We start from the raw sequence: 26,946 nt of genomic DNA on the forward strand, positions 1-26,946 counted from the left end.
TCATCCTCCTTTCGCGCTGGAGAGCGGTAGACGCTCCTGCGGCAGACAGTGCCCAGGCCAGTTGAAGACGTCTTTCATGCGTACGCCAAGGTAGCCGTCGTTGAGCGGTGCCTGCAGCAGCGGGCCACGGTTTTGTTTGAACAGCAATGCCTCCAACACCACGGTGTTGGTGGTGAGGGTGAAGGTGGCGTTGTAGCCGCCGTTGGCTTCGTAACGGCCTTCAAACCAGCCGCGTTTCTCATCCTGATGCAGCCGGCCCAGCTGCATCAGCGCGTCGGTGTAACGGGTGTCCCACAAGGCCCACAGGCCGAAAATGGCGCGGGTCGAGAGCAGCGCCAGCTCCGGCGCATAGCGGCCGTCGTCCGCCAGGGTATTCCAGGCATAGCCGTTGGCGAACAGGCTGTCATACACCTCCCACGGCGCCGTGCTGCGCGAATATTGCGCCCGGGCGGTGAGGATTTTCTCCCGACGCCAGCGCGTTTCCTGCGCCTGGTAAAGGCGTTGGGCCCGTTGTGCCATGCTGACGTCGGCCGCCTCGCCGGGATGGGGTGCCGGCCATCCCATCTCGAGGCCGGTCAGCAGATAGGGGGTGCTTTCGATGCCGGCGGGCGCGCCGGTGAGGCGCGGATCGCGTGCCGTAACGGCGAGGGGCTCACCGTAGACGACCGCGGTTTTGAACGGTGCCGTTCGCGTTGATGTACGCTGAAATCCCCACAGGCGGAAAGCCGCGCCGTTGTAGTCGGCATAGCCTACGTCGCTGGCTGCGGCACTGCGCCAAGCGCCGTTTTGCTCTCGTCCGTCGAGCGGCTGGCCGTCTTGGGTCAGCAGGTTGCAGAAGTTCCAGCGCAGCGCGATTCGTTCGAGGAAGGTGCGGTATTCGGGGAAGCTTTGCGCCGTGAAACGCATGCCAACCAGCAGGCGAGCCATCCCTTGCGCTTCGCCGGCGGTGCCACCGTTCTGACTGAAAGCGCCGCTGACCGCATCGTACAACGCACCGGGCGCGCCTATGCGGGTCACCGGTAAACGATCGAGCGTCGTCAGCAGCGCCGACAAACGGGCATCGAACTCCCGCTGCGGGATCAGATCCAAACGCCGCGCGGCGCTCAAGGCAATCAGGCTGTCGCCGATGTTCCACAGCGAAACGATCGGGTAACGATCTTTGCCGTTCACCAAACCGGAGCCGGGCTGCGTGTTGTTCTGCACATAGCGCCAGGCAACGTCGGCCCATTGCCGCTGCTCCTCGGTTAACGCACCACGGCGAGGCTGCTGCTGCCAGTGCTCCCACACGGACCCGGCGCCGTCGGGGCGCGCCATGACGCCCAGCAACACGACCAGCCCGAGTGCGATGACGACGGAAACGATCAGCGTCAGGGTTTTAAGCATGATGTCGCTACCGGAGGCAGTTTCATGGGCGCGTCATTCTGGCACTGCGGGCATTTACAGGCTTTGCAGGAAGGCGCATTGCGCAGCGCGACCCCCGTTTGTTGACACCAGGTCTTCAGGTTGGCGTCCGGCGTGATGAAAGGCCGGTTAAAGGGCGTGTTTTTGTCGTCAAACACGTTCACCAGCGTTTTATCCCACAGGGCCGGCGCATACTTGGCGCTGCTTGGGTCAGGGGTATTGAATTTCAGCAGTCGCCCCTGCTTTTTGAACAGCAGGGCTTCGAGCATGATGCCGTTGTTGTTGGCGGTAAACTCACGGATCGGGCCGGCGCCGTTTTCATACAGGCCTTCGTAGAAACCTTTGTCTTTTTCACTGGCGTTCTCAATCACGTCGAGCAGCCGATCGGTATACGGGGATTGCCACAGGCTCCACATGCCGAGCGCCGCTTTGAGCGAGATGGCGGCGGTATCGGGCACGTATTCTCCCTTGTCCGTGATGGTGTTCCAGTCGAAGCCGTCGGAGTAGACGGTGTCGTACACGAAATACGGCGCGCGATCGAGCTGATGTTCGGAACGCGCCGTCAGACGGCCGGTAATCTGGTAGCGATTTTCCTGCACCTGATAGACGCGGTTAGCGAAGTCTTGCATCCAGGGGTGGCTGTGTTTAGCGAGATCGTCACTGCGATCGTCGCTGGTGTCCCAGCCCATCTCCAGCCCGTGCAGCACATAGGGTTCGGTCGCCACATAGTTATGCTGACTGGTGGTGCGCGGATCGCGTGAATCATACGGCACCAGAACACAATAAATGTCCGCCAACTGGTAAGGCTCCGCGCGGGAGGCCTGGCAGGTGGAGAACCCCCACAGCTGGAAACCGCTGGCGGCGTATTCCTCATAGCCCAGCCGGCCTTCCTGGACATAAACCGGCTGTTTATTGGCATCCAGATTGGCGCCATACAGCGTGCCGCAGTCGTCGATGATATGGCTGAAATCCCAACGCAGCACGACGTTATCGACGTCGTTGGCAAATTCGGGATAGCGCTCTTTGATGATTTTCAACCACAGCAGCATTCTGCCGATATCGATGGATGAGAAGCCGATCTCGCCGGGCTTGTTGAGATAATCGACCTTTTGCGCGGTGATGGTGTTGTAGGCCTTGTTCGGCATCTGGTTTTGGAACAGCGGCACGGTGTTGAGCGTAGCGAGAAACTTGATCAGCCGCTGATCGAACTGTTCCTTGTCGATGATACCGAGCTCGCGGGCGGCCGTCAGTGCGGCCAGGTAGGAGGCGCTGTCCCACATGGTGGTTGAAGGGTAGTTGTTGACGGCGTTGACCAGCCCGGTCGCCGGTTGGTAGTTGGTGACGAAGTATTGCCAGGCTTTGACCGCCATCGCCTGTTCGCGCGGCGTCAGGTCGCCGTGGCGCTGCGGATAGGCGGCGGCGGGCAGTTGGGTATCGCCCATGGCCGCAGGCACCGTCAGCAACAAGAGCAAACAGCCGCACAGCGCGCGCCGACACAGCGTGACAAACGGCCTGACGGAATAATGATGAAACATAGTGGCTCCTTATGACTGATTACGGCCGTTGACCGTCGGCAGGATTCGCAGGGGGCGCGGGAGCGCAGTTTTGGCAAAACAGCGGCCCTTGCGCGATATAGACCAGGCTTTCCAATATCAGGGCATTGGTATTGGCACCGATCACCCGGCTCTGTTGCCCATTGGCGGCGATGATGCCTTCGTACCAGCCGCGCCCCGGCTCGAACAACACGGCGGCACGCCGGCGCATCTCGTCACTCCACGGCGTGCGAAACAGCGCGTACCACCCGAACACCGATTTGGTCGACAGCTGCAGTGCCGCCTCTTTGATTTCCGCCCGCGATTTGTCGATCAGTGCCGGGAAGCGGCTGATGACGGCATCGTCGATAAAACGCGGCAACTGTTCTTCATTGTCGGCGTTCACATAGGCGTAATCGCCGTGGCTGCGGTAGCGGCTTTCCTGTACTTTCATCACCCGCCAGCTGATTTCCGCCGAACGGATGTCGAACCCCGCCTCCAGGCCGGTCAGCAGATAGGGCATGGTGGTAACGACCGGGTGATCGACCTTGCCGATTTTGACCAGGCTGTCGTAGGGAATACGCAGGCCGTCAATACTGATGGTGCGCGGCGAGGGCTGTTGTGAACCGAGAACGATGGCGGCCAGGGGGCTGACGCGACGCAGCCCGTTGACGGCGTAAAGCTGATAACCGTAGCTGTCGCGGTTGCCTTGGGTGACGAGCTGCCATTTCTTCGCCGCGCGGAAATTCAGCGGCTGTTGCGGCTCCTGCTGCATAAATAGGGCGTCGAACCGCCAGGGGGCGGTTAAGCGCGCGATCGCCGCGGTCTGTTCCGGGTACAGCCAGGCGACGATGTCCAACGCCATCAACAGACGGCTGATATCGACGGCCGACCAATCGGGTTGGCTTTCGTTTTGGCTGAGGCTGTTCAGCCGGATCGAACGCTGGGTATGGTAATACAGCGACGGCAACTGGCCGTCGGCCAGGGGTAACGACGACAGCGTTGTCAGAACGGCATTCACGCGCGCATTGAGCTCGTCGCGCGTAATGATCCCGAGCCGTTGCGCGCTCACGGCTGCCATCAGATAACTGCCGGTATCCCACATGGTGGTATAGGGCTGGTTGTCGATGGCATTCGCCAGTCCGTTGGACTGCGTGTTGTTGACGAAGTATTGCCAGGCGATGCGCGCCCAAACGGCTTCATCGAAGGTGAGCGCGCGCGGTGCGGGCAGCGTTGGGAAATCGGCGCTCAGCGTCAGCTCGGCGCTTTCCGCCGGGGCGGGGGGGCATATGCGTCTCAACATAAACCACGATGCCGAATGCCAGCAGGAAACCTATGATGACCGCAATATAGCTCCGCGCTTGCAACAATGAGTGTTTCCACGTCATGCTTGCCCGGCCTCCTGCTGCTCGGAAGGCGTTTCTGATTCAGGACGCCACAGCGCGGCGAGCACCATCGGCAACATGGCGATAATGTTTACGCCGCCCCAGAAAATATTGATCACGTAGCCGGCCGGATCGTCCACTTTGCCGAGATACAGCTGAATGCCGCCCCATAATAGCCCCAGCAGCGTCAAGGCAATGATGGCCAGCTGAGGTTTGACCAGCGTCAGGAAGTTGCCTTGCTGGCGCTCTTTGGGCGTGACGTGGAACTTGATCTTCTCGCCGCGCAACACCGTATCCAGCGCACGCAGGTTCATGGAGTACAGCGAAAGGTAAGAGGCTTTTCCGTCCCAGGCAGAGATCCCCCAGGTGCCGAACATGAAAGCCAGCTCCGACAGCAGGAAAAACGGTAAGAAGTGCAGGTAAAAGGGCAGCGAGTAAGCGGAAACCGGCGGAATGCCGGTAAACAGATAGATTAGCGGTGAGATCAGGAACACCGTATTCCATAAGCAGGCCAGATATGACCAGAACGTGGTGCCGTACATCAGCTTCTGCGCCAGGCTCAGCCTGAAGTTCTTCGCGCTGAAGACCGCATCATGCAGCGCAATATCCAGCGAGCCCGCCGCATATTTGAAACGCTGAATCATCCAGGTCAGCAAATCCTGCGGCGACAGCATTTTCGATTCCACCTCAGGATGCATGACGGAACGCCAGCGCCGCTCGGGATCGCCGTGCAGTACGATCGAAGTATAAATGTCTTCCGACACGTGGAATTTATAAGGGGTCAACTCGGTATCTAACGCCACCTGGGGTTTCATCGCCCGCCCCAGCTCGTCGCGCAGCCCGGCATCCGTTACGTCGCGGGTATAGCGATCGATTTCCGTTTCTACGGCGCGTGCATAGCTACGCAACGCGCTCTGCATAATAGCCTCGCGCCGATGAAGCGACGCCGCGCCGCAACAGAAGGCGGCATTGGCCCAGTTGCGGCGGCGCAAGATCACGTCGTAAAACATCTTGGGATCGTTGAAGAAGGGATCGTGGCCGACGGTGAGGGGGCCCATCACCTTTTCCAGCGCGCGCCCGGCAACATAGCCGGGCTGCCCGAGCTTGCCCTTCAACCAGTACGGCAGACGCTTTCCTGCGGGCAGATCGTAAAACCATTGTGGCGTTTGCACCCAGGCGACCAAAGGATCGCGAAAATAGCCCAGCGTGTCGGTCAAGATGGACGGGAAGACACGGGTATCGGCATCGCAAATGACGATGAAGTCCCCGTCCGTGTGTTCCAGCCCGTTACGTAGATTGCCGGCCTTAAAACCGATGTTGTTCTCGCGTGACAGATAATTCACGCCTTCTTGTTCGGCGACGCGGCGCATCTCGGCGCGCTTGCCGTCATCCAGAACGTGAATGCGATAATCCAGGGGGAAGGGGTAAGTGACTCGTTTGGCATCCTGAATCGACAGCCTGACCAGTTCGGTGTCTTCGGAATAGGTGGCGATAAACAGATCGACTTTGACCGGACGCGGCGCAATCGCGTCATCGGAATCGAGGCATTGCCGTATATCGCGCGGTGGCGGCCGGCGTTCGACGTCGCGTACCTGCCACAGATTGAAGGTAAACAGGATCGTGCCACAATAGGCCAGGGTCTCCGCTATCACCAAGGGAACGGCATACCATAAGGCGTCATAATTGAGCGACGCCATCCAACGCCAGCGAATGTAGTTGGCACCGACCACAAGAGCGGCAACGGCAAGTGTTTGCCAAAGGAACGCAATTGCCCGCGAGGTTTTTAGCGGTGCAGGGGGGCTCCTTTTTTCAAAAGATGAAAAATAAAAATGCGCCATGCATTTCATTCCCGGCAAGGAGGTCGTGATATAGATAGAGAGTTTAGTTAAGGGTGAAGGATTAGCAAGAACATTGCTTTAAAATTAAACGTGCACTCCGTTCTTTTTATATGGTTGTCATGAGCAGGTGCGGCTGTAAAAAAACATGCTGCTAGCGGATAAATTTATTTTCTCATCTAAAATTCCTAGAGGCCTGCCTGGGGAATAAAATGATTAGTAAGTTATAGATTTATTCTTTAATTAATTATAGGTGCAATCAAACCGCGTGGTGCCGTCTTTCAAACCGAGTCATCATGAGATAACCAAATGAATTTACAGCAAGTTGATGAGTATCCGGCGACGGCGCTTCACTATGTTGCCATCGGGAGGCGTGATTTACGCATCGATATGCTGCGCGGCATAGCCCTGGTGATGATGGTGGCTGCGCACGTAGAGATTATGTCTGTTTTGAATGTTTTCACCTGGGAACGATTCGGTTTGACGACCGGGGCGGAAGGTTTTGTTATTTTGTCCGGCTTTATTCTCGGCAATATGAAACGGCGACAGTTACAAACTGAGCCTATGTTGACGGTGGCCTATTCTCTGTTACGGCGTGCGGTGAAGCTTTATTTCGTTAACATCGTTATTATTATAAGTATTTTGCTGCTGCAAATGCTGGACTTTATCGATACCTTTGAAGTGACGCATTTTGTCGATCGTTTTTCAGGGGCCGTGTACTCGATGTATCCGGTGAATGAACAAGTCAAAGAGGCCTGGTTTAACGAGATTATTTTTTTACAGATCGGGCCGCATCAAACGCAAATTCTGGGGCTCTATTTCTATCTGCTGTTGTTCAGCCCGTTGTTCCTCTGGCTATTGAATACGGGCAGGGGGGCCGGCCTGCTGGCGCTGTCGCTTATCGTTTATGGCTACTACCAGATCAGCGGCATGCCGATGACGTCGGCGGAGTTCGAGTTCGCTTTCCCTTTCCTGGCCTGGCAGTTGATCTACGTATTGGGCCTGTGCTGCGGGTGGTATAAAGAGGAGATTGCGTCGCTGGCCCGCACCCAGGCAGGCAAAATGGCGCGTTATGCCATGGCGGCGGTGGCGTTGAGCATGCTGTTCGTCGCGCAAAACCATACCAATCCCTTTATGCCACCGGCATTGATGATGCATGTGATCCCGGCGGCAGAGTTCAACTGGTTTTATCAGCACCTTGCCGCCAAGAATGCGCTGGGGCCCGTGCGCATCCTGAATGATTTTTGCCTGATCGCCAGCGTCTATTGGCTGCTGACCGTTTGCTGGCAGCCGATCAACAAGGCCGTAGGGTGGTTCCTGATCGTGCTGGGGCAAAACTCGTTGTATACCTTCATCATTCACGTCTATCTGGTGTTGTTCATCAGCCAGTTCGTGACCTTCGATCTCTGGACGCAACAGTGGCTCTTCAATACGGCGGTACATGTCGCCGGGTTGATGGCGCTTTGGGTGATGGCGCGCTATGGCCTGTTGAAAAAGATTGTTCCCAACTAAGGGATGTCTGCGCTGCCCGAAGAAGTCGTAGATGAAGGAAATAACAGTTCTGTCACTCCGCCGCTAGACCTGAAACGCCTGCAGCCAGGCGGCGAATTTTCTCACGACCTCATCGTCCCGATCGCGCAGCAGCAGGGAATAAGCGCCGGTTCGGATAGTCAACGCCGGGAAAGGCGACACCAGCCGGCCGGACGACAGATGTTTGGCGCAGAACAGGTAAGGCACGACGGCCAGCCCCAGGCCGTCCTCGGCCGCCTGAATGGCGGCGAAGGTATGGTCGAGCGTGAGCGGCGGCGGCGAGGCGTCCAACGCCGTCGGGTAGGTATTCAGCCAGCTGTGCCATAAATCCTCACGGGCGCGGATGCGGATGGCGGTATGCCCGGCCAGCGTGCCGGGCGCACTGACCGGCATGGCGCGCAAGTAGCTCTGGCTGCAGACCAACAGGCTCTCTTCCTGCAGAAAAGGGATCGCTTTCAGCCCGGAGAAGTGCGCGGGATCGCGCCGGATCGCCAGATCAAACGGCGTATTGCGATCGACGGCCCCTGTGCTGGTGGTGATATCAATCGCGACCTCCGGATGAATCTCATTGAACGCCGCCAGCTTCGGCATCAGCCAGTGCATGGTGAACGTCGGCAGGCTGTGCACCACCAGCCGCTGCCGGCCGGCGCTCGCTTTCAGTGCGCTTTCCGCAGCATACAGTTCGCTTATCACCCGCGAAGCGGTGCGGGAAAAATTCTCGCCGGCCGGCGTCAGCCGCACGGACTTGTGTCCGCGATAAAACAGTGTGATCCCCAGCTGCTCTTCCAGGCTGCGAATGTGGCGGCTGACCGCGCCGGTGGTGAGAAACAGCTCATCCGCAGCGGCGCTGAAGCTGCCAAGGCGGGCGGCGGCTTCGAAAGCGGACAGGTGCGGCAGGGAGTGAATTTTTTTCATAGGTTGAGTCTAGCTCAACCAAATGAGCGAGGAAAGATCGTTTGTCAGACATTGATTTTTCTCACTATTATCACGCATCTTTCCCGGTTTGCCGAGTGTGCCATGCAGCGATTTTCCTCGTCTGTCGTTCGTGTTAGTCGAATTATCCTCACCCCTCGATGGACAGGGAGGCGGCGCTGAGATGCGAGCTTTCTTTCTGCTTTGCGTGAGCCGGGCCGGCCTCTGCCTGGGCACCATGATGTTCGCCGGTGCACTGCCGACCATCAGAAGCGAGTGGCAGCTCGACGCCGCCTCCGCCGGTACGGTGCAAACGGTGTTCAGCCTGACCAACGCCCTGGCGTTGCTGGTGGCTTCCTGGTGGTGTGATTCGCTGGGGGCGCGCCGGGTTTACCTGCTGTTTTCTTGGCTGGGCGCCGCTGCGCTGATGCTGTTCGCCGTGTTTGCCCATTCTTATGCCGGCGCGCTGGTGTTGATGGCCTTCGTCGGCCTGACGCAGGGCGGCGCCTATACGCCGGCACTGCTGCTGGCGATGGGGATGAACGGCCCGGCCCGGCGCGGTTACGCCATCGGCATGATGCTGGCGGCCAGTTCGTTGGGGTATTTTCTGTCGGTTTTCATCGCCGGTTGGAGCGCCATGCGCTGGGGGGCCGGCGTGGCGTTTTCCCTGTGTGCCGCCGGTGCGTTGCTGGGGGCGCTGGCGGGTTCGTTGGCCCTGGTCGGTTATCGGGAACCGCAGCTGCGCACGCTGGGGAGGCAGACGAAACGTGAAAGCTATGCGATCACCTATGCGACCCTGCTGTTGCTGATCGGGTATATCGCCCACAGCTGGGAACTGCTCGGCAACTGGGCCTGGGCGCCCAGCCTGGTCAGCGAGGCGTTGAGCGGTTTCTCTCTGGATCCGCTCAGCGCCGGATTGATCGTCGCGGCGGTGATCCACCTGGCCGGCATGGTTGCCACGCTGATTGTCGGCACCGTTTCCGACTATTTCAACCGTGCATCGGTGCTGATGTTTATGGGCGCCGCCGGCGCGTTGGGCTCGCTGCTGATGGGGTGGTCGGCGAACTGGGGGCCGGGCTGGACGCTGCTGGCCGTCAGCATCGGCAGTTTCTTCATCCTCGGCGACTCCGGCGTGCTGTCGGCCGCGATGGCGGACAACGTGCCGCCGCAACAGCTCGGCAGCGTGATGGGCTGGCGATCGCTGCTGGGGTTCGGCATCGGTTCGTTCGCCCCTTTATCCTTTGGCGTCGTGATGGATACCACCCAGAGCTGGTGCACGTCTTATGCCGTATTGGCCTGCGGCGGTGGAGTAGCCTGTCTGGCGGCCTGCTTGCTTTGGCGGCAGCACTGACAATGAGGTACGGACATCATTAAAGGAATGGAACATCATCACGCATGGTTATCGTGGGCGCCGGGATTGTCGGGGCATCGGTCGCGCACGCCATTCCGCACGCTTATCGCCCCGAGCGATTTGACGACGGGAAATGAATATACGCTTAACCTGGCAGCGGTTTTTTGCGCCGTCGGCGAGGCTCTTATATATTTAGTAGCATGCCTGAGGCAGGTTAGGCATGAAGCGGTGGCCGTACAGGCCGCTGCAAGTACGACAGTTAATCCGTTCGCCAAGAGGCTGCGAGACGGTGCTTTCGGTAGGGACAGCCGCCAATCGTTTTTATGGCGACCGAAGGCGGAGCAGCTACTCACAGGTCACGAGGACACTTACCATGCATAAGAGAACACTGGCGTCACTGCATTACGAAAACATGCCTTACGATGGGGTGCGTTTTCATATTTTGAAACGGGAGACGCCTGGCCATACGGCGTTGCTGAAGTTGGATGCCGGGAGCCGACAACCGGCGCGTTTTCATCCGGGGTGGGTGAAACTGATGGTGCTGAGCGGTGAACTGAAGGTTGACGATCAGACGTTGCAACCCCATGAGATGTTAATCATCCCTGCCAATACCGCCTATACGGTACAGGCCATTACTGAAGTGATTTGTCTGGCGATTTCCGAACTGGACGGCGCCGAGTTGGCCCGTTGAGGTGATAACATGAATGGATAGAGGAGAGCCTAGGTGCTCTCCCTATCCCTGCAGCATTAAGCCGCCCCCCAGGCTGAGCTACCTGCTGATTGATGCGTATACCTCCTGATTTAAGCCACCGTGCTTTCCCTTTCCATCACTTTCGGCCACGTCGCCCCCGCAACGAGCCGCCATCGCGCAGCGCATGCGCAACGTCATCGCCTTTGTTTTACGCAGAACGATGAAATTTTGGTGTAAATAGTGAGTTTCTTCGCATAAGGCCCCTGGTGTGGCTTGCGAGAACGTCACTATATGGAGGATCATACGTCGCCTCTATCAAATAAAAGACATTTGCGTTATCAAAAGGGACAAACGACCATGGGATTCGAAGTCGACAACGCCGAAACGAAACGCATCGACCTCAGCAGCCACGAAAACTCCTCGTTCGAGGTAACGGGGCTGGTGAAACACTATCCGGCGGGCTTTGTGATTCCTTACCACTCGCATAAACGCTGCCATTTGCTCTATTCGCAACAGGGCGTTATGGCGGTCGAGGCGAGCAGCGGGCGTTGGATCGTGCCGCCCACCACCGCGGTCTGGCTGCGGCCGGGGGTAGAACATCAGCTGGTCATGCAGAGCAACATTTGCGTTTACGGGATTTTGGTCGATGAAGTCACCGCCGCGCGTTTGCCGCTGCGCGACGGCGTATTGCAGGTCTCACCGCTGCTGCGAGAACTGATCGCTCAGCTGGCGACGCTGGCGCCCGAAGGGGCGGAGACCAAACGCAATACGCTGCTCAGAGCGTTGTTCCTTGAGGAGCTGAGCCTGCAGCCGCAGCTGGCGCTGCATCTGCCTTGGCCGGCAGAGGCGAGAATGGCCGAGATTTGCCGGCTGTTGGTCATCACGCCGGCCGACGATAGCGGCATTGAGGCCTGGGCCGATTCACTGGCGATCAGCGCGAAAACCTTCCAGCGTCACTTCACTCAGCAAACCGGCATCACCTTTGGCCAGTGGAAGCAGCGTCTGCGGCTGCTGTCGTCCATTCCGCTGCTGTTGGCCGGCAACTCGATCATCCATGCCGCCTTCGAAAGCGGTTATGAGAGCCACAGCGCCTATTCGGTGGCGTTTAAAAAACTGTTTGGCGTTTCGCCTTCGCGCTTTACGCTATAGCCTTATTGTAGAGCGAGCTTCTCCTATAGATTGAAGCAACCTAATGACGTATAAAGCAAAGCAGTCAACCTCCGAGGCCGCTTCCCGTGATAAAAATTGTCGTATATCTGATTATCGCCGTGACGATCGCCATTATTGCGGCAAGAGTCCTCTTTCGTTTGCCGGATATTTCCCAGCGTCTGCCGCAGGCGGCATTGCCGGCGGATCCTGCCGCGCTATTGCCGGCGCGGGCCGCCGAACAGATGGCGGCGCATCCCGGCCTGAGCGGCGTGGTGCCGCTGGTCAGCGGCCACGATGCGTTCGCCAGCCGCCTGGCGTTGGCGCGGATGGCGGAAAGGTCGATCGATGCCCAGTACTATATCTGGCATAACGACACCTCCGGGCAGATCCTGCTGAAAACCCTGTATGACGCGGCTCAACGCGGCGTGCGTGTGCGGCTGTTGCTGGACGATAACGGCGTCGCCATGGATGAGACGCTGGCGGCGTTGAACGCGCAGAAAAACATCGAGATCCGTCTGTTTAACCCGTCTACCGTGCGTACGCCGAAGCTGGCCGGCTACGCCTTCGACTTTATGCGCATGAATCGGCGCATGCATAATAAGTCCTATATCGTCGATGGCGCCGTGGCGATCATCGGCGGGCGCAACATTGGCGACGAGTATTTCCAGGTCGGCGACGAAAACTATTTCCTCGATCTCGACGTGTTGAGCGTCGGTAGCGTGGTGGCGGAGACTGCCGACGTCTTCGATCGCTACTGGAACAGCGCCTCGGTATTCGGCGTTGAGCAGATTATCCGGGGCAAAGGCAATCTTTCTGCCTTCCTGACGCAGGCCACCGCGACCGAAAGCAGCGACCGGGCCCGCAAACTGGCGGTGCAGCTGGAAACCAGCGCGGTGCGCTTTCGCGATGGCGCCGTCCAGCCGGAATTCACCCAGGTAGAGCTGGTGGCCGACGATCCGGCGAAAGGGCTGGGCAAGGCGTCGCGCGATCGGCTGATGGTGACGCAGCTCGGCAAGATCATCGGCGGCGTCGGCCGGCAACTGGATCTGGTTTCCGCCTATTTCGTGCCGGGGCGGGAAGGGGCGAGCTTCTTTGAATCGCTTGCCAAACAGGGGAAGTCCATACGCGTGCTGACCAACGCGATGAACACCACCGACGTGCTGGTGGTGCATGCCGGCTACGCCAAATACCGGCGTGAGCTGCTGCAGGCGGGCGTCGAGCTGTTCGAACTGAAGCTGCGCGCCGGGCAACCGACGGGGCGCAAGGAACTCAAGCCGCTGGGGCTGTCCGGCGCGGCGTTGCATGCGAAAACCTTCGCCATCGATGATAAGCGGGTATTTATCGGTTCGTTCAATTTTGATCCGCGCTCGGCGCACCTGAACTGCGAAATGGGCTTCTTGATAGACAGCCCGACGCTGGCGGCCGACACCCGCCAACTGTTTGATGGCCCGCTTGAATACGCCGCCTATCGGCCGGTATTGACGCCCGAGGGCAAAATGGTGTGGAACGAAGCCTTCGAAGACGGCCACACCGAGGTGCATCAGCAAGAGCCCGGCGCCGGCTGGGTAAAACGCATTATTCTCACCGTGGCCGGCTGGTTGCCGATCGAATGGATGCTGTGACGGTACGGCGGGAGGGAAAAGTAAGGTTCGCCGGTTTTGGCCGGCGAACCTTGCGAGGCTCAGTAGACCAGCTTGTCACGGTGCTTGCGGATAAACGCCCTTAGCCGCAACGGCTGTCTGCCCGCGATCTGCGGGAAATTATCGAAAACCTCATCGACGCCTGGGATATCGCGAGCCGCCATGCGGTGAAATTAACTAATTCTTATAAGTTTTCTTTGTTTTTCATTTCAATGAAAATCGTTTTTATTTGAAGTAAAGTTGTAGATATCCACAATGGTAGCTAATGTTTAAATGAAATTCTTGTTGAGTTCCTTTTTAATGAGTTAATTAATTCTGTAAGTGATTGTTTTAATTAAATTTAATTTAAAGGTGGAGTGAGATGAAATTAAATGTTTTTCTGCCAATCGCTATTTTGGGCTCTTTTTCAAGTTTAGCTATGGCTGACAGTTTTAATTTAGAAAATCCAGATGGTTTGCGCTATCAGCTAAAGTATGGTGAGACTGTTGTCAAAGAGGGTAAAGACACAAGATTCTATGACTCACGAAATCCTGTAGTTCCACAGAAGAATATTTCAATCTCTGTCGAAGATGAAAATGGTACTAGCATTGCTGAAAAGTCAGTACCATCATCCCTCAATGGAAATAGTCGAGGGTGTAACTATTCAATGATTGTTACATCACATCATGGCTGGAGAATCACTGGGAATTGTATTGAAACTGAAGGTAACTACAAGCCTGATGCACCACATATCTATACTGTAGAAAATAATTCAAAGAAAAAAGTTTATCCGGCTTTTTCAGTGGATAAGGCCAATAACTTTTCTTCAGATTCTGTCTTGGGATATCTAAATCCGCATGAAACAAGGTTGTTCTCAGTAAGTACCGATTACTGGAAGGCAACATCAATTAAAGAGCATTCAATGATTCAAGTTGGCTTTTATAATCCTTTTACAACAAAATACATTCCGTGCGGTGATAAAACTGAAGAGATTGATAAGGATAGAGTCTTCACACTCAATGAAGATTTGACCTGCTCTATAAAATAATGGTTTTCATATCAATTCCCGAGACCAGCTTCGAGCTGGTCTTGTAAGCAGACCCATTTTAGTTCCACGCGCGGGCCCTTCACCAGAAGGGCATTGGTGCAATGGAAATTGCTCGGCAGCTCAACATTGCCCGTTCCACTGTTTATAAAACTCTGGAAGATACAAAGACCTCGTGATAACTGCATTTTTCTTGCTTCAAATGTAAAAATGAGTTAATGGTTAATTGCTTTACAAAGGATTACACAAGTTTAGCCAATAATCAAAAGGAGTTGTTTATGAAAGTTCTTGATCCTTCAATCTTAGATTTTGTCTCTGGCGGTCGAGGCAACAATGGCGGTGACCGTGTTGATAATGGTGGTAGAACTAGTAGTGGGAAAGGTGGTGGCAGTAACAACACTAACGGTGGTTATTACTCAAAACAGGGTGATGCCATAACAAATTGTAATAATGGAATTATCGGTGGGATGATTGCAGGTTCCCTCGGTGGAGTGGGAGGACTCGCTGTTGGGCTCGTCGGAGGAGCAATAGCAGGCGGCTGCTTCAGTAATCAAGGTTCCAATGGTGGGCAGAGTAGCAATGCAGGGAGTAAAAATAACTGTAATAACTCAATGGGCGGTTCTTGTAAGGTCTGAATTTTCAGCAATAACATGAGATTGCTATCATCAAAAGGATTGTAAAAGTGACAACGATTATAAGTTCATTAATTGTATTTTTATCTATCCTGGTTGGCTCCGTTCTTCTCAGCGGTGCAGGCGTTATTAGCTATCAAGCGTGGTTTTCTGCGCCAGTTAACTTATCAAAGTTTTTAATTACTGTTGTCACTTATTGCTCGCTTGTTTACTCAGCATTAAGAGTTTATAGGAAATTTAAAAAATAAATTTTCCATCAACATTCCATAGAGCATGGTAGTAGTAAAAGGTTAGGGGGTCTATGGAAGAGTCCCGATAAGCAGCAGAGAGTTACGTACTCAGGAAAACTCCACGCTATGGCGGTTAGTATTCACCATGTTATATTTAACATAATATACATTATGCGCACCAAGGTTGTAATGGCTCAATAGTAATGTCCGCCTGTGGCTCAATTCAGATGTCCGCGCTATGGTAAGCTTCACTGGTCCGTTTAAACTACCGGGAGGCATATCATGAGCGCAGAAAGCTCAGGAGTGTTTACTTTGAAAGAGATCAACCGGATCAAGATTATACAGGACGTCATTGAACGTCGCATCACAACGCGCCGTGCGGCCGAGCACCTCGGTATCAGCGACAGGCAATGCCGCAGACTTCTTGCCCGTTACCGTGAAGGCGGACCGCTTGGTATGGCCAGCAGACGATGTGGCATGCGTGGTAACCGCCAGTTGCCACCCGGGCTCGCAGATCAGGCTCTGGAACTGATCAAGACGCGTTATGCTGATTTCGGTCCGACTCTGGCGCGTGAAAAGCTCGAAGAACTCCACGGACTGTTTCTTGGCAAAGAAACTGTCCGGCGCATCATGGTGCGGGCTGGCTTATGGGTTCCCCGTAAACAACGTGCCGCAAGGATCCCTCAACCACGGTACCGGCGTCCGTGTACTGGTGAGCTGATACAAATAGATGGCTGTGATCACGACTGGTTTGAAGGCCGTGGCCCGGCCTGCACCGCGCTGGTCTATGTTGATGATGCAACCAGCAAACTGATGGAACTGTTGTTTGTTAAATCGGAGTCCACGTTTTCTTACTTCGAAGCCACGCGGCGCTATATCGATAAGCATGGTAAACCGCTGGCACTGTACAGCGATAAAGCCGGTGTTTTTCGTGTTAACAATAAACACGCCACAGGCGGAGACGGGCATACTCAGTTTGGGCGAGCCATGCATGAACTGAACATCCAGACTATCTGTGCAGAAACCAGTCCCGCCAAAGGGCGTGTAGAACGAGCTCACCTCACTTTACAGGATCGTCTGGTCAAAGAGCTGCGGTTACAGGGCATTTGTTCAATGGAGGCTGCAAATGACTTCGCTGAGGCCTATATGGCTGACTATAACCGCCGTTTTGGCAAAGTACCGCGACATGATTTTGACGTACACCGTGCTGTAGAACATGATGAGGACCTGGGGCTTATTTTCACTGTTCGTGAAAAACGTAAAGTCTCAAAATCGTTGACGATACAATATGATAAAATGTTGTACCTGATTGAAGACAGCGAACTGAGTCGCCGTGCAATAGGTAAATATATCGATGTGTATCACTATCCTGATGGCAGAAAAGAGCTGCGCCTGAACGGTACGCTACTTCCCTACTCTACCTACGACCGACTGTCAGAAATCGACCAGGGCGCGATTGTCGATAACAAGCGTCTTGGCCGAACCCTGGAGTTTATCAGTCTGGTGCAGAGCAAGCGGGATAACACGCGCTCTCAGTCAATTCCCGCTGGAGATGGCCCTTCCCGACGACGGCCAAAGCAGGAAGGGAAGAAATCCCAGCGCTCACTGGATAATGATGACATGCTCGAAGCACTCAAACAGCTTCAGTCACGTTCAGAGGACATTTTTGGTAAAAGAGCCCGCTGATGGTACTCACTGGCCGGACAGTGGTTGCTCACCAGTTGATATTGTCCGGCCAGACCCATGATGTATTATTCATTTCGTTCAGCATCTTTATGTCCTGCTTTTCACGGGCATACTTACCCCATAATGAATGAAAAGAACGAACAATACTGATTAACTGCTTTTTTCTTTGCTCCGGAGATAGGCTGATAAAATAGCAGCACCTGCTGTCAATATTATCCTCAATGAAATTAAAATCAGAGTCTGATGCATATTTTACTGTTAGCATAATATCATTCGACGTTGTTCTCTCAGACTCTGTTAATGCTGATTCTATCAGGTATTCAAAGGCATACATGACAGACAGCTGGTTTTTGTCTGTCTGAATATAACCCATTGAGTTTCTGAGTATTGAGGACTGTACCAGGACCAGAGGCCATAAAAGCTCAACACCATAAAGCTTATATGTATCATGTTGATCATACTGATGTTGCTCAACACGACGATTACCTTCCCGTGCTTTACGAATATCATAGGCAAGGGATAACATAAATCCGTCTTTAACTTTAATCAGTGGGCTTTCATCCACGATGTAATGAATGAGTTCATGTAATTCATTCAGGGCTTCTGAATCTCCCCACAGTATAAAACCTGCATTGTTCGGCGTTAACTCGTATCGAAGCATGGGCTCAATCATCCTGTTGTTTCAGTCGGAGGAAAGTCTATCAGTAAAGAGAATGAGAGATCAAAGTGGTCATTTTAATTGAGCTGGATAACGGACATTTCAATTGAGCCTTGACAAAGGTTGTCAGCACAAAGCGTTATTGTCGTCTCAGCACAATTCACACGCGTCGTGTACGCTAAGCCTTCATTTTGCTCAGCACAGGACCGCGATCTTATGTTGGTGACTATGACAGACAAAGAACTTTACCGGCTTGGCATCATTCAGCGAGTATTTGACCGGGCTTTGCTTCAGCGCGACGCAGCAGACATACTTAAGCTCAGTGTTCGTCAGGTGCAGCGTCTTGTGCGTCTGTACCGGACAGATGGCGCAACCGCATTTGCATCTTCCCGCCGTGGACGTCCTGCAAACAACCGGATCGATGAAGAAACACGCTGTAAAGCCCTGGATTTGATCCGGTGCCACTATTCAGATTTTGGCCCAACGCTCGCAACCGAAAAACTGGCTGAACGCCATCATATATATCTCTCCGTTGAAACCATCCGTAACTGGATGACAGCCGACGGTCTCTGGCGTCCTCATTCCCGCCGGCGAACCCGGGTTTACCAGCCGCGCTATCGTCGCGACTGTTTCGGCGAACTGGTTCAGATCGATGGCTCTCACCATGACTGGTTCGAAGGAAGAGCCCCAAAATGCTGTCTTCTGGTCTTCATGGATGACGCCACAGGTCGCCTGATGCACCTGCGATTCTGTGATTCAGAAAACGCGTTTGACTACATGATGGCTACCCGGCAATACATTGATAAACATGGTAAACCTGTCGCATTTTACAGCGACAAGCATGCGGTGTTCAGGGTCAGCGGACCCGAGAGCCGACGTACCGGCACAACCCAGTTCGGACGGGCTCTCCGGGAACTGGCGATCGAATTGATTTGTGCCAACAGCAGCCAGGCAAAAGGTCGCGTGGAACGGGTAAATAAAACGCTCCAGGATCGACTGATTAAAGAGATGCGCCTGCAGAACATCAGCTCGGTTGCTGAAGCCAATCAGTGGATTGAACATTTCATGTCTGATTTTAACCGTCGTTTCTCCCGGCCGGCAAAATACCCTAAAGATCTGCACCGTGCGGTCACACAGAGTCCACTGGAGCTGAATGATATCTTCGCCTGGCAGGAGCTACGGACCTTATCGAAAGCACTGACTTTTCAGTATGATAAAGTCATGTATATCATTGAACCCACCGAACAAAATACGCGCATAGCAGGTGAAAAAATTACCGTTTATGATTACCCTGACGGAAGCATTACTTTCCGGCATCAGCACCGGCCACTGGGTTATAAGATTTTCGATAAACTGACCTGCGTTGATCAGGGGGCGGTTGTTGATAACAAACGACTGGGTGCCGTTCTGAGGCTGGCACAGCAGAAACAGGACGAGCTGGAGGCTGAAGGAAAGCGAATGCGCAGTACAAAAATGCCCCGCAGGCGCGCTCAGGAGCGTGCACTGGAAGAGCTCAGGGCGATCAACCCGGTGCTGGCCAGTCCGCAGGATTTTATCCCCAGCCTGAAGCGATGAGCCCTTCCCTCACCTGTGGATCTGATATGGCCGACAGATGAGAGAAAAATGGACGACAACAAACCAGTGCTCCTGACACTTCACGAAGCGCTACGCCTGGATTTGATTGAAGCCTATATGGCGCGGGAAATCACGCTGGCAGAAGTGGCAGAGTCCATGGAGCTCACCCGTCGTCAGTGCTCCCGCCTGATTAAGCGCTATCGCGAGCTGGGGCCAGCCGGTCTGGTCAGCCGGCGCCGTGGAAAGCCCGGCAATCATCAGTTAAACACCACCATCAGAGATCAGGCACTGCAGCTTATTCGCTCACGCGGCCGGGGTATGAATCCGTCAGCCATCTGGCGAATTCTGACCACAGAATACGGTGTCCGGATTTCAAAAGAGACCGTACGTAAACTGATGATAGCCGAGAAAACCTGGCAACCACGTTCTTCCTCCAAAGCCTGACTCAACCTTAAAAAGGCATTGTCCAGACTCTCCACTGACGTCAGGTCAGCTTTGTTTTCAGCACGACATTTCAACATTGGCTAGACAAAGGTGATGATATGTGGATTCTGCCGTCCGGGCCTGATTCATGGGTTTTCTCCTGCGGCCAGCCATGCTGGCGCCGGCTGCTCTCATGCCGCTGAACTAATTCGTTTTTCAACCGACCATAAGCCGCCGGTTTTTGCCGGCGGTCTTCTGCTGCCTGGTGTTTGTGTTGCTCAGCAATACCATGATGCTTGCGCAGAAAATCTCTGAACGCTAACTGTCTGATCGCCTGTTCACTTGCTGCAGCAACGCCTGCCGGTAATGCCGTTCTCGCCACGCGGCGTAGACCTCATGTCATGCATCCTGTTATTCACACCATCCAACGCCGCCAGGCTTTCAAGTCCAGCAAGATAACAATTGTTGGTTTGGCACTGCTGTACTACCGATATGATGAATTACCCTTAAACACACCAGCCAATATCTCGCGTAGTTTCAGCGCTTCATCTTGATAGTGTTCCAGAGATCATAGCTCTCGACCGTGATGATGCGTGCTGCCATTTCCCGCTCAAGTAATGATGACCGGACATGATTTTCTATGGCGCAAACTGCCGGTATTGGCCAGAAATCCCCTGCTTTTTTGATCGCGCTACGTGAAATCTGATAAAACGTGGCGGCTACGATACTGCAGATTTCTCCCAAACGCGTCACTTAAACGGGCACGATTTGTATGCTAAATGCGCATTGGCGTGCGTTTGCATCGCTTTCGGCGCCCACCACGGCGTTGGCTATACTGAAGGGAATATTCTTCCACGCTCCAGGAGCCTCTCCATGTTTGACCATGTGAAATTTGGCGTCAGCGACTTTGCCCTTAGCAAAGCGTTTTTCCTCAATGCGCTGGCGCCGCTGGGCGTAAAGATCGTTGCCGAAGGCGAGCCCGGCTATGGCGTCGAACTTTGTCCCGATCGGGATAACGTGTCATTGTGCCTGTTTCAAACCGATGAAAAACCGGCACACCTGCACCTGGCATTTGCCGCAAGCAGCCGTGAACAGGTCGATGCGTTCTACCACGCCGCGCTAAATGCCGGCGGCATAGACAATGGCGCGCCCGGTTTGCGGCCCAATTACCATGCCCACTACTATGCGGCATTTGTGATCGCCCCGGATGGCCACAATATCGAAGCGGTTTGCCATAACCCGATGATCTAGTGATTTTTCCAGTTAAAACAGCACATTAATCATGAGTAATACATTGGATTTAACATAATGCGATTGTGACATCGTCACTTAACGTTACCTCGTCACGTCAATCCACTCTGCTCCGGTGATGCTGGCCAGCCGCTGTGGCGCAATTCTCACGCCGGAGTTATCGCTGCCACCTGCCGGAAGCACTTCACCGTAGCTGCACAGGCTGCGATCGCAGTAAATTCTCACCGCTGCCGGTGCGGCAAAGGGGCAAACGCCGCCGGGCGGATAGCCGGTCAGCGCCTCCACCTCCTCCGCCGGCAGCATGCGCGCCTTTACGCCGAAGAATTGTTTGTACTTCTTGTTGTCGATTCTGGCGGTTCCCGCCATCACCAACAGCACCACGCCGTCGTTCACGCGAAACGACAGCGTCTTGGCGATCTGCCCACTTTCCACGCCAAAGGCTTCCGCCGCCAGCGCCACGCGGTATTCTTTGTCAGCACCGTTACCGCCGTTTCCGGGGCGTGCTCGGCCAGAAATTGCTGAACGCGCTCTATACTCATGCCCTTCCTCCCGATGTTGCTAAGCCATTGATAATGCCGCAGTGAGGGTTTAGGTTTTAGCATCGCATGCTAAAAATGAGAATCAAAATTGTTCAAATCGGTGAATCTGAACAAAGCTTTAAGGGGCCTACGCCTTTTTACCTATCATTTTTCATGGAGATACCTGCATGACCACGCAAACCACAGCAAGGCCTTCAGCGGTCGCGGTGGCCGTCTATGAATGGCTCAATCCGCTACCCTACGGATTTTTCACCGCGGCGCTGATTTTCGACATCATCTATGCCTGCACGGCGAATATTCAGTGGGTCAATGGTGCCAGCTGGCTGATCGCCATCGGCCTGGTTTTTGCCATTATTCCCCGGCTGATTAACCTGGTTCAGGTGTGGTTCGGCAGCGGCCGGCTGCAGGGCTCACCGGTCAGGCTCCATTTCTGGCTGAATCTGATCGCCATCGTTCTCGCCATCATTAACGCTTTCGTGCATAGCCGGGATGCGTATGCCGTGGTGCCGCAAGGCCTGGTGCTGTCTGCGATCGTGGTCGCGTTGCTGAGCCTCGCCAACATTCTGCTGGCCGTGGGCGCCTGCGCAAAATAAGGAGGTTTTCATGAAGCTATCATCCACCGCGATTGCGCTTTCGGCCGTGCTGGCGCTGGCCGGCTGCGATAACAGCGCCGTCATTTCGCCAGAACAACAAATGGGGCCGGATCCGGTGTTGCCGGCGGCGCAAAACTTCCTGATGCCGCCGATGCAGGTGCCAAAAGGCGTCGGCTGGCAGCAAAACCAGATGCCGAAAGTGGCCGAGGGTTTGAAAATCGATAAGGTGGCGGACGGTTTGCTGCATCCGCGCCAGCTGCTTACCCTGCCGAATGGCGATGTCCTGGTGGTGGAAGCCAACGGGCCGGGTACGGAGGCGGTGAGCACGCCCAAGCAGCTGATCGCCGGGCTGGTGAAAGGCCAGTCCGGTAAAGGCGGCAAAGGCGGTAACCGCATCACCCTGCTGCGCCCAACCGCCGACGGCAGCTGGGAAAAGCATGTTTTCCTCGAGGGGCTCGATTCCCCATTCGGCGTCCAGCTGATTGGCAACACCCTGTACGTGGCCAACACCGGCAACATCATGCAGTACACCTATCAGCCGGGCGAAACGCGCATCAGTGATGCGGGTAAAGAGCTGGCCGATCTGCCGGACACCATCAACCACCACTGGACCAAGGCCCTACTGGCCAGCCCGGACGGTAAAAAGCTGTATGTCGGCGTCGGCTCCAACAGCAACATCACCGAAAACGGCCTGGCCGTAGAGTACCGGCGCGCCGCCGTGCTGGAAGTGGACACCACCTCTGGCGCCAGCCGTGTCTTCGCCAGCGGCCTGCGCAACCCGACCGGGCTGCAGTGGGAACCGCACAGCGGCAAGCTGTGGGCCATCGTCAACGAGCGTGACGAGATCGGCGCCGATCTGGTGCCGGACTACCTGACCTCGGTACAGGACGGCGGCTTCTACGGCTGGCCTTACAGCTATTTCGGCCAGCACGTCGATCGGCGGGTGCAGCCGGCGCGGCCGGATCGGGTGGCGAAAGCCATCAAGCCGGACTACGCCCTCAGCTCGCACGTCGCGCCCCTGGGGTTGCTGTTCTATACGGCAAACGCGTTGCCGGCCGAGTATCGCGGCGGCGCCTTTGTCAGTGAGCACGGCAGCTGGGATCGCTCGCCGCTGAACGGCTACCGGATCAGCTACGTGGCGTTCGAGCAAGGTAAACCGGTCGGCAAACTCAAAGCGGTGGTCACCGGCTTTGTCTCCGACGACGAGAAGGAACTCTATGGCGCACCGGTAGGATTAGCGGTCGACAAGACCGGCGCCCTGCTGATTGCGGATGACGTGGGCAACACCGTTTGGCGAGTCAGCGCTAAATAACGCTCACGGGCAGGTTCTGGGGAATCTGCCCGTGACATTGTCACTAAACAAGCTGCGCCAACCAGACCGTTCTTCCCCCGCAGGCGGGATCTTCCACCACATGGTCGACCACGCGGAAGCCGTTCACCTGCAATAAACGTCTGTACTCCTCCGGCGCCAGGCTGGCGTGAAACAGCGGCTGGCCTTCGAAGCTGCCGATCGCCACGCCGTCGGCTGGGCCGCTGGTGAACATCAGTGCGGCCTGCGGCCTGGCATGCCGTCTGAACAGCGGAAACATCCGGCGCTGATCGTCGCGCGCCAGATGAAAGAAGCTGTCCCAGGCCAGCAGGCCGTCGAACTTCGTCGCCAAATCCAGCTGGCGCATATCCATTTTTCGCCACTCCTGCTGCGGAAAACGCTGCCGGCAGCGCGCGATCATCGCCTGAGCACCATCGACGCCGGTGACCCGATACCCCTGTTCGATAAAATAGGCGGCGATCGGCGTGCCATTGCCGCAGCCGAGATCGAGGAGCCGCGCATTGGCCGGGGTGAACTGCAAAAAGCGATCGAGCCACGGCCGTTCAAACAGCGTGGTGGGTCTGAGACGTTCCCAGGCGGCGGCATGTTCGTCATAAAGCGGGATAATGGTGCTCGCCAGTTTTTCCGTCATTAATATTGTCCCCGTCACGTGATTGGCGCCAAAAAAAATAGCCTTTGGTCAGAATTAAAGCGCTTATCCGATAATATATTCATCAACAGACCGTTGACCAGAAATAAAAGGTTTTAACATTTCGACATAAACCAGTACAATTCCCTACCCTGTGTTAACCCTTTTTTTAGGTTGATTGTGTCGTTAATTCAGCGCTCTGCATCGCGACATCGGGCCGCCGCCTGGTTAGGGATGTTTGCCATTCTGATGTTGTTCATTGCGCCGGTGGTCTCGCGATCCCTGGAGCATGTACGCGCCGGAAGTGCTGGAACGACCGTCATGGCGGATTGCGGCATGGAGATGCCGATGCATCACGGGATGCACTCGCCGCCGCCTGAGCCTGAAAAAGCCTCACAGCCGCTGATGCAGCACGGCGGCGGCCATCACAACATGGCGATGATGATGGACGACAGCGCCTGCGGCTACTGCGTGCTGTTGCTGCACGCGCCGCTGCTGGACGTGAGCCACGCCCCGCTGTTCTGGTCCCGGTTGCTGGCTTCGCGCCCGCCGCCGATTCACTATCTCGTTCCCCTGTTTGCCCACGTCGTTCATACCGAATTACAGCCGCGCGCCCCCCCGTCTCTTTCCTCTGATTTAACAATAAACCCATTGCCGTTCTCTGTATTGCCGTTGTTCGCTTCAACCCGGCGGAATTAATTCGCCCAACGGTTAATCATCGAGACGACATTATTAATCCGGTTATTTCCACGTTGATGGAATTAACCCCCGTATTTTCCGATGGTGATTTTCGCCAGGCCACCCCACGCCTGAATAATCCCACGGCCAAGAACGGAAAAAAGTTAGCTTAAGGAAAGATGATGTTTAAACCGACTTATAAAAAGAACGCCGTTACCCGCGCCATCACCACCGCCATGCCGCTGTTCCTGCTGGCCGGCCACGCGGCGCAGGCGCATCAGCACCCTACCGACGCACAGGTTAATGATGGCGACGTGATCACCGTTACCGCGCCGCTCTACTCTCCGTTGACCATCGTCACCTCGCCGAAAACCCCGCGCCAGCCGGTGCCGGCTAGCGACGGTTCGGACTACCTGAAAACCATCCCCGGCTTTTCGCAGATCCGCAACGGCGGCACCAACGGCGATCCGGTGTTCCGCGGCATGTTCGGTTCGCGGTTGAAGATCCTCACCGACGGTTCGGAAATGCTGGGCGCCTGCCCATCGCGGATGGATGCGCCGACCTCTTACATCTCGCCGGAAAGCTTCGATCTGTTGACCATCACCAAAGGGCCGCAGACGGTGCTGTGGGGGCCGGGATCGTCGGCGGGCACGGTGCGTTTCGAGCGTGAACGCCCGCGCTTCGACAAGCCGGGCATCAAGGGCAACGCCAGCGTGCTGACCGGCTCCAACGGCCGATGGGACGAGAATATCGACGCCAGCCTCGGCGCCGAACAAGGCTACCTGCGAGTGATGGCCAACAAATCGCGTTCCAACGACTATCAGGACGGAACGAATACGCGCGTGCCGTCACGCTGGGACAAGTGGAACGGCGATCTGGCGCTCGGCTGGACGCCGGACGCCGACACGCTGCTGGAAGTGACTATGGGCCGCGGCAACGGCGAAGCGCGCTATGCCGGCCGCAGCATGGACGGTTCGCAGTTCAAGCGCGAAAGCCTGGGCATGCGGGTGGAAAAATCCAACATCGGCGAGGTGCTGGATAAGCTGGAAGCGCAGGTCTACTACAACTACGCCAACCACGTGATGGACAACGTCACCCTGCGCTCGCCGGGCAGCGGCGGCATGGGTGGCCACGGGGGCCATGGCGGTATGAGTATGGGCGGCCACGGCGGGCACATGATGTCCTCCGGCATGACGATGCAGCTCGATCGTCGCACCGTCGGCGGCCGCGTGATGGGCACCTGGCAGTGGCAGGACGTGAAGCTTGAAAGCGGCCTGGACACCCAAACCAACACCCACCGCAGCATGAGCCGCGGCAGCTGGGAAAAAGACGCCCAGTTCAACAGCTACGGCGCCTTCAGTGAACTGACCTGGTCCACCAGCGAACAGGATAAACTGATCGGCGGCGCGCGTCTTGACCGCACCCTGGTGGAGAATTTCCGCAGCGGCAGCGACGGGGAGCGTTCGGACACCCTGCCGAGCGGCTTTATGCGTCTTGAGCATACGTTGGCCGACCTGCCGCTGATGCTGTATGCCGGCGTCGGTTATACCGAGCGCTTCCCGGATTATTGGGAGCTGTTCTCGCCGAAGCTCGGCCCGAACGGCAGCAAGGATCCGTTCTCCAGCGTCAAGAGCGAAAAAACCACGCAGCTCGACATCGGCGCGCAGTACAACGGCAAACGCTTCAACGGCTGGGTCTCCGCTTACGTGGGCCGCGTCGATGATTTCATCCTGTTCAAATACGATCCGCACAACGCGCGTCTCAGCCAGGCCGATAACGTCAACGCCAACATCATGGGCGGTGAAATGGGCATGGGTTACCCGCTGAGCGAGCACTGGAAAACCGACGCCAGCCTGGCCTACTCCTGGGGCAAAAACACCAGCGACGGCCGGCCGCTGCCGCAGATCCCGCCGCTGGAGGCGCGTCTGGGGCTCACCTATGAGTACGGCGACTGGAGCGGCACCGGGCTGTGGCGTTTGGTCAGCAGCCAAAACCGCGTGGCGATCAACGAAGGCAACGTGGTAGGCAAAGACTTTGCCGAAAGCGCCGGCTTCGGTGTGCTTTCCGCCAATGCCGCCTACAAGGTGAATAAAAACGTCAAGCTGAGCGCCGGTCTGGATAACATCCTGAACAAGACCTACAGCGAACACCTCAACCTGGCGGGCAACAGCGCCTTCGGGTATTCGGCCAACAGCGCGGTGAATGAGCCGGGCCGCACCCTGTGGGCCAAGGTTAACGTCACCTTCTAAACCGTACGCCGGGCGATGGGCAAC

23 protein-coding genes and 1 pseudogene are annotated in these 26,946 nt (G+C 55.9%); 16 read left to right on the forward strand and 8 right to left on the reverse strand.

From position 1 onward, the window contains the following. From C3F38_RS14580 to C3F38_RS14595, 4 genes are all read right to left on the reverse strand, one after another. A complete protein-coding gene (locus C3F38_RS14580; protein ID WP_047730702.1) occupies positions 1-1,383 on the reverse strand; it encodes a DUF3131 domain-containing protein in 1,383 nt (460 codons plus the stop codon). Further along, a complete protein-coding gene (locus C3F38_RS14585; RefSeq protein ID WP_047730701.1) occupies positions 1,368-2,936 on the reverse strand; it encodes a DUF3131 domain-containing protein in 1,569 nt (522 codons plus the stop codon). The genes C3F38_RS14580 and C3F38_RS14585 overlap by 16 nt, the downstream gene beginning before the upstream one ends. 19 nt (positions 2,937-2,955) lie before the next feature. Next, positions 2,956-4,236: a DUF3131 domain-containing protein gene (locus C3F38_RS14590; RefSeq protein WP_233790553.1), complete on the reverse strand. Its 1,281-nt coding sequence runs from the start codon at positions 4,234-4,236 to the stop codon at positions 2,956-2,958. 81 nt (positions 4,237-4,317) lie between these two features. Further along, complete coding sequence (locus C3F38_RS14595; protein WP_055317124.1) at positions 4,318-6,156, reverse strand: glycosyltransferase; 1,839 nt, start codon at positions 6,154-6,156, stop codon at positions 4,318-4,320. A 306-nt stretch (positions 6,157-6,462) separates the two neighbouring features. Between C3F38_RS14595 and opgC the strand changes: the two genes are divergently transcribed. Continuing rightward, a complete protein-coding gene (gene opgC, locus C3F38_RS14600) occupies positions 6,463-7,665 on the forward strand; it encodes an OpgC domain-containing protein (protein WP_055317125.1) in 1,203 nt (400 codons plus the stop codon). Positions 7,666-7,728: 63 nt separating this feature from the next. On the opposite strand, the gene C3F38_RS14605 is transcribed toward opgC, so the two are convergent. After that, positions 7,729-8,598: a LysR substrate-binding domain-containing protein gene (locus C3F38_RS14605; protein WP_055313530.1), complete on the reverse strand. Its 870-nt coding sequence runs from the start codon at positions 8,596-8,598 to the stop codon at positions 7,729-7,731. Positions 8,599-8,779: 181 nt separating this feature from the next. Between C3F38_RS14605 and C3F38_RS14610 the strand changes: the two genes are divergently transcribed. The 8 genes from C3F38_RS14610 (at position 8,780) to C3F38_RS14645 (ending at position 16,998) form a co-directional block, all read left to right on the forward strand. After that, positions 8,780-9,946: a nitrate/nitrite transporter gene (locus tag C3F38_RS14610; RefSeq protein ID WP_233211737.1), complete on the forward strand. Its 1,167-nt coding sequence runs from the start codon at positions 8,780-8,782 to the stop codon at positions 9,944-9,946. A gap of 373 nt (positions 9,947-10,319) precedes the next feature. Next, positions 10,320-10,637: a cupin domain-containing protein gene (locus C3F38_RS14615; protein ID WP_038871643.1), complete on the forward strand. Its 318-nt coding sequence runs from the start codon at positions 10,320-10,322 to the stop codon at positions 10,635-10,637. A gap of 357 nt (positions 10,638-10,994) precedes the next feature. Further along, complete coding sequence (locus C3F38_RS14625) at positions 10,995-11,786, forward strand: helix-turn-helix domain-containing protein (RefSeq protein ID WP_055317128.1); 792 nt, start codon at positions 10,995-10,997, stop codon at positions 11,784-11,786. 158 nt (positions 11,787-11,944) lie between these two features. Next, entirely contained in the window at positions 11,945-13,408 is a 1,464-nt protein-coding gene (locus tag C3F38_RS14630) for a phospholipase D family protein (protein WP_233211738.1), read from the forward strand. A 379-nt stretch (positions 13,409-13,787) separates the two neighbouring features. Continuing rightward, complete coding sequence (locus tag C3F38_RS26215; RefSeq protein ID WP_139108060.1) at positions 13,788-14,453, forward strand: hypothetical protein; 666 nt, start codon at positions 13,788-13,790, stop codon at positions 14,451-14,453. Between the two features lie 101 nt (positions 14,454-14,554). Beyond that, positions 14,555-14,629: a helix-turn-helix domain-containing protein gene (locus tag C3F38_RS14635; protein WP_080479051.1), complete on the forward strand. Its 75-nt coding sequence runs from the start codon at positions 14,555-14,557 to the stop codon at positions 14,627-14,629. Between the two features lie 99 nt (positions 14,630-14,728). After that, a complete protein-coding gene (locus C3F38_RS14640) occupies positions 14,729-15,085 on the forward strand; it encodes a hypothetical protein (RefSeq protein ID WP_071934102.1) in 357 nt (118 codons plus the stop codon). 509 nt (positions 15,086-15,594) lie between these two features. Then, on the forward strand, positions 15,595-16,998 hold the full coding sequence (locus tag C3F38_RS14645) for an ISNCY-like element ISKpn21 family transposase (protein ID WP_001567368.1): 1,404 nt from the start codon (positions 15,595-15,597) through the stop codon (positions 16,996-16,998). 28 nt (positions 16,999-17,026) lie between these two features. Here C3F38_RS14645 and C3F38_RS14650 read toward each other — a convergent pair whose 3' ends face one another. Beyond that, positions 17,027-17,659: a hypothetical protein gene (locus C3F38_RS14650; protein ID WP_001567369.1), complete on the reverse strand. Its 633-nt coding sequence runs from the start codon at positions 17,657-17,659 to the stop codon at positions 17,027-17,029. A 225-nt stretch (positions 17,660-17,884) separates the two neighbouring features. Between C3F38_RS14650 and C3F38_RS14655 the strand changes: the two genes are divergently transcribed. The 3 genes from C3F38_RS14655 (at position 17,885) to C3F38_RS14665 (ending at position 20,905) form a co-directional block, all read left to right on the forward strand. After that, a complete protein-coding gene (locus C3F38_RS14655; protein WP_077253535.1) occupies positions 17,885-19,231 on the forward strand; it encodes an ISNCY family transposase in 1,347 nt (448 codons plus the stop codon). Between the two features lie 48 nt (positions 19,232-19,279). Then, the gene (locus C3F38_RS14660) at positions 19,280-19,675 is read left to right on the forward strand and encodes a helix-turn-helix domain-containing protein (RefSeq protein WP_004143398.1); all 396 of its coding nucleotides are present in this window, start codon (positions 19,280-19,282) and stop codon (positions 19,673-19,675) included. 852 nt (positions 19,676-20,527) lie between these two features. Continuing rightward, positions 20,528-20,905, forward strand: a complete 378-nt coding sequence (locus C3F38_RS14665; protein WP_055317264.1) for a VOC family protein — start codon at positions 20,528-20,530, stop codon at positions 20,903-20,905. Positions 20,906-20,989: 84 nt separating this feature from the next. On the opposite strand, the pseudogene C3F38_RS14670 reads toward C3F38_RS14665, so the two are convergent. Beyond that, positions 20,990-21,444 (reverse strand): annotated as a pseudogene (locus C3F38_RS14670) (YbaK/EbsC family protein). A gap of 167 nt (positions 21,445-21,611) precedes the next feature. Here C3F38_RS14670 and C3F38_RS14675 point away from each other — a divergent pair. Together C3F38_RS14675 and C3F38_RS14680 are read left to right on the forward strand one after the other, a co-directional pair. After that, positions 21,612-22,037 (forward strand): DUF2231 domain-containing protein, encoded by a 426-nt coding sequence (locus C3F38_RS14675; protein WP_103767482.1) that lies wholly within the window; start codon positions 21,612-21,614, stop codon positions 22,035-22,037. A 10-nt stretch (positions 22,038-22,047) separates the two neighbouring features. Continuing rightward, entirely contained in the window at positions 22,048-23,349 is a 1,302-nt protein-coding gene (locus C3F38_RS14680; RefSeq protein ID WP_038871605.1) for a sorbosone dehydrogenase family protein, read from the forward strand. Between the two features lie 43 nt (positions 23,350-23,392). On the opposite strand, the gene C3F38_RS14685 is transcribed toward C3F38_RS14680, so the two are convergent. Beyond that, positions 23,393-23,998: a class I SAM-dependent methyltransferase gene (locus C3F38_RS14685; protein WP_055317263.1), complete on the reverse strand. Its 606-nt coding sequence runs from the start codon at positions 23,996-23,998 to the stop codon at positions 23,393-23,395. A 231-nt stretch (positions 23,999-24,229) separates the two neighbouring features. Between C3F38_RS14685 and C3F38_RS14690 the strand changes: the two genes are divergently transcribed. Both C3F38_RS14690 and C3F38_RS14695 read left to right on the forward strand, forming a co-directional pair. Beyond that, positions 24,230-24,694: a DUF2946 domain-containing protein gene (locus C3F38_RS14690; protein WP_071890212.1), complete on the forward strand. Its 465-nt coding sequence runs from the start codon at positions 24,230-24,232 to the stop codon at positions 24,692-24,694. Between the two features lie 161 nt (positions 24,695-24,855). Further along, positions 24,856-26,922, forward strand: a complete 2,067-nt coding sequence (locus C3F38_RS14695) for a TonB-dependent copper receptor (RefSeq protein ID WP_055317262.1) — start codon at positions 24,856-24,858, stop codon at positions 26,920-26,922. The last annotated feature ends 24 nt before the right edge of the window (positions 26,923-26,946 follow it).

Source organism: Serratia sp. SSNIH1 (assembly GCF_002935055.1).
GTDB lineage: Bacteria > Pseudomonadota > Gammaproteobacteria > Enterobacterales > Enterobacteriaceae > Serratia > Serratia nevei.